We start from the raw sequence: 12,760 nt of genomic DNA on the forward strand, positions 1-12,760 counted from the left end.
CGGTCGACCCGCGAGGGTCACGGCCTTACCAGTTCTCACGCCCTTTTCACGATGTCGACCAGCGTGATCGTCGCCTCGAGGTCCCGGCCCGCGAGGGGGTGGTTCTGGTCGACCGTCGTCGTCTCCGCCGTGATATTCGTGAAGACGTAGAACACGACCTTGCCGTCCGGGAGCCTGTACTTGAGGATGAGGCCCTCGACACCGGGGATTTCCACCTTCGTGAACGTCCCGTTCTGTTCCAGCTCGTCGAGTTTCCTCGTGAGGAGCGGCGTGCTCACGACACCCACCTTCTTCTCGTCGCGCGGGCCGTACCCGAGCTCGGCCGGGATGAGGACCGTCCTTGTCTCTCCCGGGTGCATCCCCACGATCGCCCTGTCGAACCCCTCGATCATCACGCCGGAACCGAGGACGAACTCCAGGGGTGTCGCGTTCTCGTTGCTCTCGAACGGCGCGCTGCCGGGAAATGCCATCCGGTACGTGACCCTCACGGTGTCGCCGGGCGCGGCTCCGCGGGCGGGCGTCTTCTCGGCCGCAGTGCAGCCTGACGCGGCGACCGCGAGCATGAGCACGAGCGCGAGCGCGATGCACGCGAAGGGCAGGGCGGCCTCCCGGTGCGTGCCCTGCGTCTTATTCCACCCCCGTTCCATGGGATCGGGGTATGTGCCTGTTTGGAGATAACACCGTCGGAATCGAGTGCGCCACCCGTGCCCGTCCCCTGTCTTTCCGGAAAAACCTGTGAAACCGTGTCCGAATCGAATTCTATTTAACGTCCAAGCTTCCATAAAACGGGTAAGACGCGCGTTCCGGGGTATTTTCAATGGCAGAAGACGAGTACAGGGTCGCCAGTGTCGGCGGGAAGGAGGTCCAGTGGGATCCCGCGCAGCTCCGCAAGGTCCGGGAACACCCGTGCTTCTCTGAAAAGGCATGCCACGCGTTCGGGAGGTGCCACCTCCCGGTCGCCCCCAAGTGCAATATCCAGTGCAACTACTGCATAAGGGACTTTGACTGTGTCAACGAGAGCAGGCCCGGCGTGACGACGAAGGTCCTCTCCCCCCGCGAGGCGGTCGACCTCGTCAGGAGGGCGATCGAGAAGTTCCCCTACATAAAGGTTGTCGGGATCGCGGGGCCCGGTGAACCCCTCGCGAACGAGGAGACGTTCGAGACGCTCCGGCTCCTGCACGAGGAATTCCCCAACGTCATCAAGTGCATCAGCACGAACGGCCTCCTCCTCCCGGAGAAGATCGATCTCCTCCAGAAGTACGACGTCGGGAACATCACGGTCACGCTCAACGCGATCGATCCCGACATCGGCGCGAAGATCTACCAGTTCGTGGATTACAAGGGGAAGAGGTACGAGGGGCGCGAGGCCGCAGAGATCCTGATCAAGAACCAGCTCGAGGGCATCAGGAAGGCGGTCGAGCGGAAAATGATCGTGAAGGTGAACACCGTGTACATCCCGGGGATAAACGAGGACCACATCCCGGAGATCGCGCGCAAGGTCGGGGAGATGGGCGTCTACACCTTCAACATCATCCCCCTAATCTCCCAGTACAAGTTCTCGCACATCGCCCCGCCCACGCCCGAGATGAAGAGGAAGATGCAGGACGAGTGCGCGAAGTACGTCCGCCAGATGAGGCACTGCCAGCGGTGCAGGGCAGACGCGATAGGGCGGCTCGGAAAGGACGTCCAGTCCTGCCTGTACTCCGACTGAATGGGGAAACCCCCCATTTTTCCCGAAGTAATCCGAGAGGATCCCGCGAAGCACGTGGGACCGGCGCGCGGAACAATCAAAAAAATTATTCCTTGTTCCTGTTCTCCCCGAGGACCTGCTCGAGGAACTCGAGGAGAGGGGCCAGCGCGTCCGGGACACCGGTCGTCTCTGTCACGATGGTGCGGTTCCCGATGACCAGCGTGTAGGTGAAGTAGTCTGCCCCCGGGGACGGGGCCGGGTACGTCCCGTTCAGGCCTGCGGCCTCCACGTCCCGTAGAAGCCTCTCCAGCCTCTCCATCTCGTCGGGATCGAGCACGAAGCTCCCCGACTTCTGCCGCGTCTGGTAGACTGCCTGGCCATCGCTGTAGATCACCATCCGGTCGGAAAACCCGGCGATACCCCCGGTGCGCGAGTAATCCACGAGGAGCGGGGGGGCTCCCACGACGGGGGGCCTCTCGCCTTGGTCACCGGTGCAGCCGGCGGTGAATGCAATCGGGATGACGAGCAAAAGGAGGAGGACGACCGGGCCGGCGCCGGTGCCCTTTTCATCGCGGACCCGCGGTGTTCCTGACCCCATGGGTGTGTATCCTCTCTCCTCTGTTCTCACTGCGCCCAGATATATCTTTGATCCCGCGCGGAACCCCGGATTTGGCCTCCCGCGTGCCCCCGTCCACGCGACCGGCGTCGCGCGCGTGGAGACCGGGTCGGCGGGCCCCTCCCGCGGGGGAGACGGGGGACGCGCACCCCTCATATCATCAGGACATCGTCCGGGCCACCCTTCTGGTCCTTCTTCCCGGGCGCGACCTCCTCGATTGCCCGCAGGAGCGCGTCGACCTTCGGGTTTGAGAAGATCTCGCGGAACGCGGCGAGTTCTGCCGTGTTCATGACCATGACGCCCTTCTTCTTCATGGGAACACCCTTCTGGTTGACGGGGTTGACCTCGATTGCGAGCGAGGGAGGGCGCGTCTTCGTCCCCGGGAGCTTGATGATGGAGACGCCGTTCAACGAGGTGTTCTTCCTCTCCCAGTCCTCCCCGGTCTCGAGGAATGCCCGCAGGACATCGACCAAATCCATGGAGTAACTCTCAGAAGACCAATGATAAAAAAGGCTGTGGTGCGCGGTGCGAAAATCCGCGCGCCCGCGGGGATGTTCCCGGGCCCGCACGCTGATATCGGGGGAAAACCCAACTGATCCGGAGAACGACCTGTCATGCCATCGCTCGCCCTCGATCCCGGCCAGCCCTTCGACCTCGATCTCACCCTCTCGTGCGGGCAGGTGTTCTCCTGGGAGAAGTTCGGGGACACGTGGAGAGGGGTCGTGGGGGGAAACGCTGTACGGGTCGCGCAGCGCGGCGACCGGCTCGTGTACTCCGGTGTTCCGCGCCGGTTCGTCCGGGATTACTTCGCGCTCGACGTCGACCTGCCCTCCATCCTCTCCGAGATCGACATCGATCCCGTCATCGGCCGCGCGATCTCCCGGTGTGCCGGGCTGCGCATCGTCCGGCAACCCCCGTGGGAATGCCTCGCGTCCTTCATATGCGCGACGTACGCGAGCATCCCGGGGATAAGGAAGAGGGTCTCCCTCCTCCGCGAGTACCTCGGCGAACCCGTCCCCGGCGGGGAACCCGGCCTCCACGCGTTCCCCTCCGTCGACGCGGTCGCCCGCGCGGGAGACGATCTCATCCGCCGGTGCAGGCTCGGGTACAGGGCTCGGTACCTCGCGGAGACGGCGCGCATCCTCTCGGGGCGGCCCGGGTGGGCAGAGGAGATCGCATCCCTCCCGTCGCCCGAGGCGAGGAGGGAACTCCAGAAACTCCCCGGCGTCGGGAAGAAGGTCGCTGACTGCGTGCTCCTCTTCGCATTCGGGAGGTACGACGTCTTCCCGGTCGACGTATGGGTGGAGAGGATCATGCGGGCGTACTACCCCGCGTGCAGGGACTTCCGGAAGTACGAGCAGGTGAGCAGGTTCGGGAGGGCGTACTTCGGGGAGTATGCCGGATACGCCCAGGAGTACCTCTACTGCATGCGGCACGAGCTCGCGGGGAGGGGGGAGGAACGGGGGATGGGCGCGCCCGGGTGAGGGCGCCCAAGCCCGCTCACGTGCCCGACTCCCAGCCGGAGAGGTACTCCTTCTGGGCGTCCGTGAGGGTGTCGATGCGCAGTCCGAGGGCGGCAAGCTTCCTCGCGGCGACCATCTCGTCGATCTCCCCGGGGACCTCGTGGACCCCCGGTTCCATGGAGCGCCCGTTCCGGGCGATGTGGAGGGCGCAGAGTGCCTGCAGCGAGAAGCTCAGGTCCATCACCTCGATGGGGTGTCCCATCCCCTTCGGGACCGCGAGGTTGACGAGCCTGCCTTCCGCGAGGACGTGGAGGTCCTTGCCGTGGACCGTGTAGGTATCTATCCCCTCGCCCCTGACGATCCTCTCGGCGTTCTCCTCGAGCCACCCGATATCTATCTCCACGTTGAAGTGGCCCGCGTTCGCGAGGATTGCACCGTGCCGCATCCGCAGGAAGTGGGGGGCCGTGATCACGGACGTGTTCCCCGTCGCGGTGATGAATATCTCGCCCACGGCGGCTGCTTCTTCCATCGGCATGACCGAGAACCCGTCCATGTACGCCTCGAGTGCCCTCCTCGCGTCGACCTCCGTCACGATGACCCTCGCGCCGAGCCCGTGCAGTTTCCGCGAGAGTCCCCTGCCGCAGAACCCGTACCCTGCCACGACCACCGCTTTGCCCGCGACGAGCACGTTCGTCGTGAGCATGATGCCCGCGATCGCGCTCTCCCCCGTCCCGTGCACATTGTCAAAGTGCCTCTTCATGGGGGTATCGTTCACCGCGATCACGGGGAAGGCGAGCTTCTTCTCCCTCGCCATCGCGCGGAGCCGGTGGACGCCCGTCGTCGTCTCCTCGCACCCGCCGATGACGTGGGGGAGGACGTCCCTCCTCGCCGTGTGGAGCCTGTGGATGAGGTCCATCCCGTCGTCGATGACGATCTCCGGGCGCGAGTCGAGCACCCTGTCGATGGCCTCGTAGTACTCGCGCGCGCTAACGCCCCTCCGGGCGTGGCACTCGACGCCCGGGACGTCGTTTAGGGCCCGCGCGACGTCGTCCTGCGTGCTGAGCGGGTTGCACCCCGTGATCGAGACGCGGGCCCCGCCCGCGGCGAGCGTCTCCACGAGGCATGCCGTCTTTGCTTCGACGTGGAGAGCCATCCCGATGCGAATCCCCTCGAGGGGTCTCTCCCCGCGGAACTCCTCCGCGATGGAGGAGAGGACGGTCATGTACTGCTTCGCCCACGAGATCTTCCTTCTCCCGGTATCCATTGGAACACTCCCGGTCGCGGGTAACCGCGCTTGTTTCCCCGGTTCCATAAGGATTCGGCGGCCAACTCTCTTAAAACCCGGCGCACGCCGCTCCACAAGCATGATATCCCCCGCTGGTTTACCTTCTCCCATGACACTCACCCGCCGCATCATCCCGTGCCTCGACCTGAAAGACGGGAGGGTCGTCAAGGGAACGCACTTCGTCGGGCTCCGCGACGCGGGAGACCCCGTGGAGCTCGCCCAGCGCTACAACGAGCAGGGGGCAGACGAGGTCGTCTTCCTCGACATCACCGCCTCCGTCGAGGCGCGGGGGATCATCCTCGACGTGATCACCCGCGCCGCCGACCAGCTCTTCCTCCCCCTCACCGTCGGCGGCGGCATCAGGTCCGTGGACGACATCCAGCAGATACTCCGCGCGGGCGCCGACAAGGTGAGCATCAACACGAGCGCGGTGCAGGACCCCTCGCTCATCGACAGGGCCTCGGAGAAGTTCGGGACCCAGTGCATCGTTCTCGCCGAGGACGTCCGGCGGAATTTCTCGGAAAATCCCGGTGCGACGACGATCGTGCTCCCCGACGGGAGGGAGTGCTGGTACGAGGTCGTCACCCACGGGGGGAGGCGCCCCACGGGGATCGACGCGGTATCGTGGGCGATCGAGGCGGAGGAACGCGGCGCGGGGGAGATCCTCCTCACGAGCATGGAGACCGACGGGACGAAGAGCGGCTTTGACATCCCCATCACCGCGGCGATATCCGACGCGGTCGGGATCCCGGTGATCGCGAGCGGCGGGGTGGGGTGCCTCGAGCACTTCTACGAGGGGTTCGTGCGCGGCAAGGCGGACGCCTGCCTCGCGGCGAGCGTCTTCCACTACGGCGAGCTCACGGTGCGGCAGGTGAAGGAGTACCTTGCCGCCCGGGGTATCCCGGTACGGCTGTGAGGTCGATCTCGACCGCGGCGACGGGGTGCTCGAGGTCCCACGCGTTCAGGACGGCGGGGTGGATCTCCCCGAAGACGCCTATCCTCTCCCCCCCGCACGTGAGCGCCCCGCGCCTGCCGGGGATGAAGGCCGGATCGTCCGATTCTTCGACACCATACGCGATCCCCAGTTCCCTGCAGAGGGCATCCGCGACCGCGTAGGCCTCGGAGAAATCCGCGGAAGCGTGGATGCTCGCGCAGGCTGCGCGCGGGAGCGTCTCCGTCCCCTCGACGACGTCCCCCACCGCGAAGATCCTCTGGGGGAGTTCCCTGTGCCGGTTGAGCGCGCACGCCTCGAGGAGGAGGGGGAGGATGTCCGTCCTCACCACCGCCTGCTCCTCGGATATCGGGTGCAGGACCCGCAGCGCCGTCTCTTTCAGGGGCCGCTGCATCCTCTCCGCGAGGACCTCCTCGCTCGTGAGGGAGAAGGGGAGGACCTCGGCGAATCCGAGGCCGCAGAGGATCTCCCGCGTGACCGCGTAGATCTCCATCACGGGGTGGGGGGCCCCTATGGTGAACGTCGGCGGTATCTCGGCCTCGAAGTTCCCGTAGCCGTAGGCGATCGCGACATCCTCGAAGATATCCCAGTCGTGCATGATGTCGGCCCTGTAGCAGGGGACGAGGACCCTCACGCGGGAAGGCCCTTCGGGTTCCGCCCCGTACCGCATCCTCTCGAGCAGGGCCGCGAGTGTTGCAGGATCGAGCCTCACGCCGAGGAGGGCGGACGCGTCCTCCGCGCTCACGGTCCGCTCCGACGGGAGCAGGTCGGGCACTTCCCGCCCCCCGACGCGGACGCTCTCGATCGTCGCCCCCGTCTCGGCGAGTGCCGTGCAGATGATGTTGACCGCGGTCATCACGGCGCGCTCGTCCGTTCCCGTGGTGTCGAGCAGGAGGTTCCTCGTCTGCCGCGTGACGCGGGTGAGCTCCCCGTTGATGATCGGCGGGAACGAGAGGACCCTGTCCTCGGCATCGACGATGAGGGGGTAGAGCGGGAAGTCCCTCACAATGTGGGCGTAGGCGCGCCCTTTCGGATGGTGGTCGAGTATCTCCTCGAGGGTCATCTCGCGGTCGAAGTCGAGGGGGACAAACGACCGCGACTTCTCCGCCGCGATGTACCGGAAGGGCGGGGTGACCGCGTCGAGGTCGTGGATCCCTATCGCGACCTTGCTCCTCCCCCTCCCCACGGCCCAGTGGAGTGCCTCCTGCAGCCCCATCAGGGAGAGAATCGCCTCCTCGTCGAGGGATACGTTCCTGATGACCGCCGACCCGAGGCACGGGCGGATCGCCGCGAGGGCGGGGTCGACCGCGAATTCTATCCCGGAGGGCGTGACCGAGTACCGGGGGAGTCCCGTCTCCTTGCCGAGGAATCCCCTCATCGCCCGCGCGACACCCTCGACCGAGAAGAGGTCCGGGCGGCAGGGGAAGAACTCCACGTCGACGTGGTCTTCCTCCACGCGCTCGATGTCCGAGCCGATCATGGGGAGGTGCGCGAGGATCGTCTCCCTCCCCTCCCCGGTCAGCTCCTCGAGGTACCGGAAGTTCAGCCTTATCACCGGCACGGCCGGTCCCCCCCTGTTCCGCCCGATGCGGGGAGCCACGAGGGCGTGTCCCTGATCCACCCGATGTCACTCTTGTAGAGGAGGCGGAGGTCCGAGAGGCCCAGCCGGAGCATGGCGATGCGGCTCACCCCGAGCCCCCACGCGAGCACCGGGTGGACGATGCCGAACGGGGCGGTGACCTCCCTGCGGAAGATCCCGGCACCGCCCATCTCCACCCACCCGAGGGACGGGACGTACACCTCGGGCTCGACGCTCGGCTCGGTGTACGGGAAGTAGCCGGGCCGGAACCTCACGTCCGGGAATCCCATCCTGCGGTAGAACTCTTTCAGGAACCCGAGGAGGTGGCGGAAGGTGACGCCCTCGTCCATCACGATCCCCTCGAGCTGCTCGAACTCCGGCAGGTGGGTCGGGTCGATGGCCTCGCGCCTGTAGACCCTGTTGATGCAGAAGGCCTTGACGGGCGGTTTGGGGTGCGCGGCGAGGTGCTGGATGGAGAGGCTCGTCGTGTGGGTCCGGAGCACGCACTGCTCGGCCTTCTCCCTCGACCACCGGCCCCCCCACCCCGTCGAGGAGGTATCCCCGCCGGAGAGGTGCGTGTCCCTGACGCGTTCCCAGCCCTCGGGGAGGGGGAACTTCTCGGCGAGGTAGAACGTGTCCTGCATCTCGCGGGCGGGGTGGTCCTGGGGCTGGAAGAGGGCGTCGAAGTTCCAAAACGCGCTCTGGACGATGCCGCCGTAGATCTCCGAGAAGCCCATGGAGAGGAGGAGCTTTCGCATCTCCTCTATCACGCGCTGGTAAGGGTGGATCTTCCCCGGGTATACCCTCCGCGGCGGGGCCTTGAGGTTGTACCCGCGCAGCCTAAGGTTCTTCCACGCGCCTGATACGATCTGCTCCCGCGTGAGCGTTCCTGCCTCCCCCGGCGCGTCAATACCCCGTTCTGCGCACGCAAGGCCGCGGGGCGTGATACTGATCCTGTACCGGGTCTCGTTGTTCTCCACGACGAGGTTGCGTTTCTTCAGCTCTTCGAGGCCGGATCCGCCGCGGGAGAGGTCGCGGAGCGCAAGCTCGTCCTCCCCCGGGGCGTCCTTCCCGGTCTTCTCCACCATGCCGTCCCTCACGACGATCCAGCCCTTCCTCTTCATCTGGCCGATCCCGATCCTCGCGAGGGGGTGGCGGGAGAGTTCCTGCACGGGGATCCTCCCCGAGAAGCTCTCGAGGAGTTGCCTCTCGGGGAGGCCTTCCCTCGCGTACCTCTCCCCCTCCTCGGTGAGGGCATACGTCGTCCTCACCTCCTTCTCCACCTCGCAGAGGCCGCGGTCGGAGAGGAGGTAGGCATACTGGATGACGGACTCCGGGGCCACGCCCAGCTCGGCGGCGAGGGTGGCCGGGTCCCCGGACTTCACCCTCGCGAGGACCACAAGGAGCCTCTTTTCGTTCGCTGAAAGGTCCATCTCACTCCACCTTCACCATGTGCGCCACGGCCTCCATCTTCTCGCGGAAATCGCGGATGAACGCGAGCACCCTCTCCGCCGTCTCCTTCTTGCACTGCCCGCACAGGAGCTCCCCCTCCCGGCACCGCCTGTGGATGTCGGCAAGCTCCCTGTCGTCTTCCACCATGTGGAAGAGGTTGAGGAGGAAGACCGGGCACTTCTCGGGTTCTCCCCCAAGTTCCCTCTGCTCGGCGAGCGTTGCCCGCCCGCCCGTGAACGCGTTCATCAGCTTCTTTCTCACGACGTCGTCCGGCTCGAAGAACGTGATCGTGCTCTCGGGGACGCTGCTTGACATCTTCCCTCCCTGGAGGCCCGGCATGAACCTGTGGTACGTGGACGAGGGGGTGTGGAATGCGTACCCCCCGTGCGCCCTCTCGACCTCGCGGACCGCGGCACTCACCTCCGCGCACCGGGCACCCGGGATGTCCACGTGCCCCTGGTACCTGCGGGAGCCGGGGAACCGCTCGTGGACAGCCGCGAGCGCCTGCTCGGGGGCATTCTTCGACCTCACGCTGACGTAGCCGTCGCGCTCTTCCACGGTGAACATCCGGAGCTTGTGCGCGATCCCGCGCGTGAGACGGATGTGGGGGTCCTGGTCGATTCCCACGGGGACGATCGTCGGCGCGGGGAAGCTGTCCACCTGCGGGAAGAGGATGTCGGCGACCTGCGTGATCACGCACTCCGCGTGCGCGAGGGTCGTCTCGTCCGAGAAACCGTATATCGCCTGGAGCTCGGAGAAGTTCACCCTCGTTGCCGCCTCGAAGGCGAGGTCTTTCAAGGCGTTATTCCGGCTCTGGAAGTACGTCTTCCCCCGGTACCCGAGGGCATAGAGGCAGAGGAGGTACTCCCGCCCGTACTCGTCGCACTGCGCCCACGAAAGTTCCCGGACGGCGTGGGCCTCCCTGTCCGCGATCGTGATGTACCCCGTCCCGCCCTGCTGCACGTGCCAGACGACCTCCTTCATCACCATCAGGTGCCCGAGGTGCGGGTGGCCGGACGGCATGAACCCCGTGAGGACGTGGAAAGGCTTCCCGTCCCTGATGGCCTCGGCGATGGCCCTGTAATCCCTGTGGCCCACGACCACCCCTCGCGAGATGAACGGGGGGACCCGGGGGAGTATCCCCGCGACCGTGTGGATGGGCTCGATACCGAAGAGGGAGAAGAGCTTCTCTATGTCGTCCGCCTGCTGGGAGGACCATGGATTGATCGGCGCGTCCATTCTCTTCCTGGCCTAAAGCTTGATCCGGGCGAATTCCACGTACCGGATTCCCCCGGAGTGTACGCACGCAAACAACATCTTCTTTTTGACGCTGTGGGCCAGGCGGACGGACCTCGAGATGCTGCTCATGGGGAGCGCCGCGGCGAGGGGGAGGGCCTGGACGAGCATCTCGGAATGGGGTTTCTTCCCGGTATAGACCCTGAAGTGGTGGCCGAACTTGTACCCCGTCTTGGGCACGAGGCCCCTCCCCCTCAGGTCCTCGTACACGGCGAGCTTCTCGGGGAATTCCGGGTCGGACTCGCGGGCCACGTGGAGGAACGACTCGTAATCCAGCCGTTTCCCACTGTCCACGAGGACGAGGTTCCCCGCCCGCATCAGGCAGAGGACTTCAAGGGGGGAGAGGACGAGCCGGAGGGGATCTAGCTGCATCCCCCACCCGCCGGGAAGGGCCTTGCCCCCCGTGCGGACGACCGCGTACCGCCCCACGAGTTCGCCCTCGAGCACCGGCAGGGGCTCGCCGCCGGGCACCCGCTCGGGCTCCTGGACCTTCACCTCGTAGTAGGTGAGCTCGTTCTCGTCGTCCACGGCGGCGAGCACGTGCTGCTTGCGGATGTTGCGGGAGGCCGAGACTTCCCCGATGACCTTCTCGAAGACGACGAGGTCGCGTTCCGAGACGACCGAGACGCTGTACTGGGACGGGCCCGCGCCCGGTTTCTGGCCGCGGCGGAAGACCCGGAAGTCGTGGGGACCGCTCTGGACGGCGTACCCCCTCTCCCTTATGTCCCGGTAGACGAGGAACGACCGCATGCGGTTCGAGCCGGAGGCGAGCGCGGCAAGGAGCGTGTCGAAGGTATGGCCCTCGACCTCGATCCGCCCCCTGTGGAGGAGGTAGAGCGCCTCCTCGGGAGAGAGCCGGAGGCCGTTTCCCTCCGGCCGCCCGTACCCGCTCTGCTCGTAGAGGACCCGCCCTTCAGGGCCGAGGCGGACATCCCTTCCGTCGAATACTGCCTTCACGCGTGCACCCGCGGGAGAGTGTGTTCCACGGGAGGGGGGTTCATGGTCCCGTGTGGCGGATTCCCGCGCGGGATACGTGCGGGGTGGGGACAGTCACTCCGCAAGTTCCCTCACCTTCCGGATGTTCCCCGCGTCGTCCCTCCTTCCGTCGACGGGTGTCTCGCAGATGAGGGGCCTCTCCCTGAAGAAGTCGGTGTGGAGCATGAGGGAGAAGCCCTCCTCGCCGATGGCCCCCATCCCCACGTGCTCGTGGCGGTCGAGGCCGGATCCCTTCTCCCCCTTCGAGTCGTTGAGGTGGATGAGGCGGACGAGCGGGAGCCCAATCATCTCGTCGATCGCGCCGACCGTCTCCTCGATCCCCTCCGCGGTCCGGAGCTCGTACCCCGCGCCGAAGGCGTGGCACGTGTCGAAGCAGACCCCCACCCTCGACGGGTACTCGATCCCGTCGAGGACCGCTCTCAGGTCTTCAAACGCGCTGCCCACGCTGTTCTTCTCCCCCGCGGTATTCTCGAGGAGGAGGGTGACGCCGGGTGGCGCGGTGGAGAGGGCGGCGTTCACGGCCTCGATCACCCTCCTCCTTCCCGCATCCACCCCTGCCCCGAGGTGGTGGCCGAGGTGCGTGACGAGGTAGGGTATCGAGAGCTGCCGGCACCGGTCGAGCTCCGCGGTGAGGGCTGCCCTCGACTTCTCGTAGATGTCTTCCCTAGGGCTCGCGAGGTTCGGGAGGTAGGGCATGTGGTCGAAGACGGGCGCGATCCCGGATGCAGCGAGCGCGGAACGGAATGCCCCCGACTCATCCTCCGGGATCTCCCTGTACGTCCAACCTCGGGGATTCCGCGAGAATATCTGGAACGTGTCGCACGAGATCGCCCTTGCCCTCTCCACGGACTGGGCAATCGATCCCGCGATCGAGATGTGGACCCCCACCTTCACCATTCGCCTCTCCTCCCACCCCTCCCTCCGGGGAACCTATGTCGTTAGAATATCAATGGACGGCGGGAAAAATCCTTGCCCCGCGTTCAAAGGGGGGGAACGGGTCTCCCGTGGTCATCCCCGGCGGGTATCGCCCCGCGGGATACCGTGGGTCACGGCTCTTTCCCGCCGAGGACCGTCTCGATCTCCTCGAGGACGACCTTTTTATCGAACGGCTTGATGATGTACCCCGATGCTCCCTTCTTCACGGCCTCCCTGACGGTGTATTCCTGGTGGTCCCCGGTGCACATGATGACCTTCGTCCCCGGGCTCTCCTTCTTTATCTCTTCGAGGGTCTGGATGCCTTTAATGTGCGGCATGATGAGGTCGAGGATGACGAGGTCGGGCGAGGTCTCCCTGACCTTGCGGACCGCCTCGATCCCGTCGGCCGCCTCGCCGACGATCTCGTGGCCGCCCTCCCTGACGATCCGGGCGAGGAGGAACCGCGTCATCTGGGAGTCATCGACGAGGAGTATTCTCCCCATTTTCCATCACCTA

13 protein-coding genes are annotated in these 12,760 nt (G+C 65.9%); 3 read left to right on the forward strand and 10 right to left on the reverse strand.

Features of this window, described 5'->3' with window-relative positions; genetic code table 11:
* Positions 1–35 precede the first annotated feature (35 nt).
* A complete protein-coding gene (locus QFX32_06860; GenBank protein ID MDI9633760.1) occupies positions 36–647 on the reverse strand; it encodes an FKBP-type peptidyl-prolyl cis-trans isomerase in 612 nt (203 codons plus the stop codon).
* Positions 648–817: 170 nt separating this feature from the next.
* Between QFX32_06860 and nifB the strand changes: the two genes are divergently transcribed.
* Positions 818–1,711: a nitrogenase cofactor biosynthesis protein NifB gene (nifB, locus tag QFX32_06865; protein MDI9633761.1), complete on the forward strand. Its 894-nt coding sequence runs from the start codon at positions 818–820 to the stop codon at positions 1,709–1,711.
* Between the two features lie 85 nt (positions 1,712–1,796).
* Here nifB and QFX32_06870 read toward each other — a convergent pair whose 3' ends face one another.
* Together QFX32_06870 and QFX32_06875 are read right to left on the reverse strand one after the other, a co-directional pair.
* A complete protein-coding gene (locus QFX32_06870) occupies positions 1,797–2,288 on the reverse strand; it encodes a hypothetical protein (protein ID MDI9633762.1) in 492 nt (163 codons plus the stop codon).
* A gap of 170 nt (positions 2,289–2,458) precedes the next feature.
* Complete coding sequence (locus QFX32_06875) at positions 2,459–2,785, reverse strand: hypothetical protein (protein ID MDI9633763.1); 327 nt, start codon at positions 2,783–2,785, stop codon at positions 2,459–2,461.
* Between the two features lie 135 nt (positions 2,786–2,920).
* On the opposite strand from QFX32_06875, the gene QFX32_06880 reads away from it, so the two are divergent.
* A complete protein-coding gene (locus QFX32_06880; protein MDI9633764.1) occupies positions 2,921–3,790 on the forward strand; it encodes a DNA glycosylase in 870 nt (289 codons plus the stop codon).
* Positions 3,791–3,806: 16 nt separating this feature from the next.
* Here QFX32_06880 and QFX32_06885 read toward each other — a convergent pair whose 3' ends face one another.
* On the reverse strand, positions 3,807–5,033 hold the full coding sequence (locus QFX32_06885; GenBank protein ID MDI9633765.1) for an adenosylhomocysteinase: 1,227 nt from the start codon (positions 5,031–5,033) through the stop codon (positions 3,807–3,809).
* 130 nt (positions 5,034–5,163) lie between these two features.
* On the opposite strand from QFX32_06885, the gene hisF reads away from it, so the two are divergent.
* Positions 5,164–5,970, forward strand: coding sequence for an imidazole glycerol phosphate synthase subunit HisF (gene hisF, locus QFX32_06890; protein ID MDI9633766.1), 807 nt, complete (start codon positions 5,164–5,166; stop codon positions 5,968–5,970).
* Here the strand turns inward: hisF and pheT are convergent.
* The 6 genes from pheT to QFX32_06920 all read right to left on the reverse strand — a co-directional run bounded on the left by pheT (position 5,912) and on the right by QFX32_06920 (position 12,747).
* Positions 5,912–7,567 carry a phenylalanine--tRNA ligase subunit beta gene (gene pheT / locus QFX32_06895; protein ID MDI9633767.1) on the reverse strand — a complete coding sequence of 552 codons (1,656 nt, stop codon included), beginning with the start codon at positions 7,565–7,567 and terminating at the stop codon, positions 5,912–5,914. The two genes, hisF and pheT, sit on opposite strands and share 59 nt — an antisense overlap.
* Positions 7,558–9,018, reverse strand: coding sequence for a phenylalanine--tRNA ligase subunit alpha (locus tag QFX32_06900; protein MDI9633768.1), 1,461 nt, complete (start codon positions 9,016–9,018; stop codon positions 7,558–7,560). Before QFX32_06900 ends, pheT begins: the two co-directional genes overlap by 10 nt.
* A 1-nt stretch (position 9,019) precedes the next feature.
* On the reverse strand, positions 9,020–10,276 hold the full coding sequence (locus QFX32_06905) for a tryptophan--tRNA ligase (GenBank protein ID MDI9633769.1): 1,257 nt from the start codon (positions 10,274–10,276) through the stop codon (positions 9,020–9,022).
* Positions 10,277–10,288: 12 nt separating this feature from the next.
* Positions 10,289–11,290, reverse strand: a complete 1,002-nt coding sequence (gene endA / locus QFX32_06910) for a tRNA-intron lyase (protein ID MDI9633770.1) — start codon at positions 11,288–11,290, stop codon at positions 10,289–10,291.
* A 93-nt stretch (positions 11,291–11,383) separates the two neighbouring features.
* On the reverse strand, positions 11,384–12,226 hold the full coding sequence (locus QFX32_06915; protein MDI9633771.1) for a deoxyribonuclease IV: 843 nt from the start codon (positions 12,224–12,226) through the stop codon (positions 11,384–11,386).
* Positions 12,227–12,375: 149 nt separating this feature from the next.
* On the reverse strand, positions 12,376–12,747 hold the full coding sequence (locus QFX32_06920) for a response regulator (GenBank protein MDI9633772.1): 372 nt from the start codon (positions 12,745–12,747) through the stop codon (positions 12,376–12,378).
* Positions 12,748–12,760 lie beyond the last annotated feature (13 nt).

Origin of the sequence: Methanolinea sp. (assembly GCA_030055515.1) — an archaeon.
Taxonomy (GTDB): domain Archaea; phylum Halobacteriota; class Methanomicrobia; order Methanomicrobiales; family Methanospirillaceae; genus Methanolinea_A.

Bases quoted from the DNA above. Each gene is read 5' to 3' on its own strand.
- QFX32_06860 (MDI9633760.1), bottom strand. From the start codon at position 647: ATGGAACGGGGGTGGAATAAGACGCAGGGCACGCACCGGGAGGCCGCC.
- nifB (MDI9633761.1), top strand. From the start codon at position 818: ATGGCAGAAGACGAGTACAGGGTCGCCAGTGTCGGCGGGAAGGAGGTC.
- QFX32_06870 (MDI9633762.1), bottom strand. From the start codon at position 2,288: ATGGGGTCAGGAACACCGCGGGTCCGCGATGAAAAGGGCACCGGCGCC.
- QFX32_06875 (MDI9633763.1), bottom strand. From the start codon at position 2,785: ATGGATTTGGTCGATGTCCTGCGGGCATTCCTCGAGACCGGGGAGGAC.
- QFX32_06880 (MDI9633764.1), top strand. From the start codon at position 2,921: ATGCCATCGCTCGCCCTCGATCCCGGCCAGCCCTTCGACCTCGATCTC.
- QFX32_06885 (MDI9633765.1), bottom strand. From the start codon at position 5,033: ATGGATACCGGGAGAAGGAAGATCTCGTGGGCGAAGCAGTACATGACC.
- hisF (MDI9633766.1), top strand. From the start codon at position 5,164: ATGACACTCACCCGCCGCATCATCCCGTGCCTCGACCTGAAAGACGGG.
- QFX32_06900 (MDI9633768.1), bottom strand. From the start codon at position 9,018: ATGGACCTTTCAGCGAACGAAAAGAGGCTCCTTGTGGTCCTCGCGAGG.
- QFX32_06905 (MDI9633769.1), bottom strand. From the start codon at position 10,276: ATGGACGCGCCGATCAATCCATGGTCCTCCCAGCAGGCGGACGACATA.
- QFX32_06915 (MDI9633771.1), bottom strand. From the start codon at position 12,226: ATGGTGAAGGTGGGGGTCCACATCTCGATCGCGGGATCGATTGCCCAG.
- QFX32_06920 (MDI9633772.1), bottom strand. From the start codon at position 12,747: ATGGGGAGAATACTCCTCGTCGATGACTCCCAGATGACGCGGTTCCTC.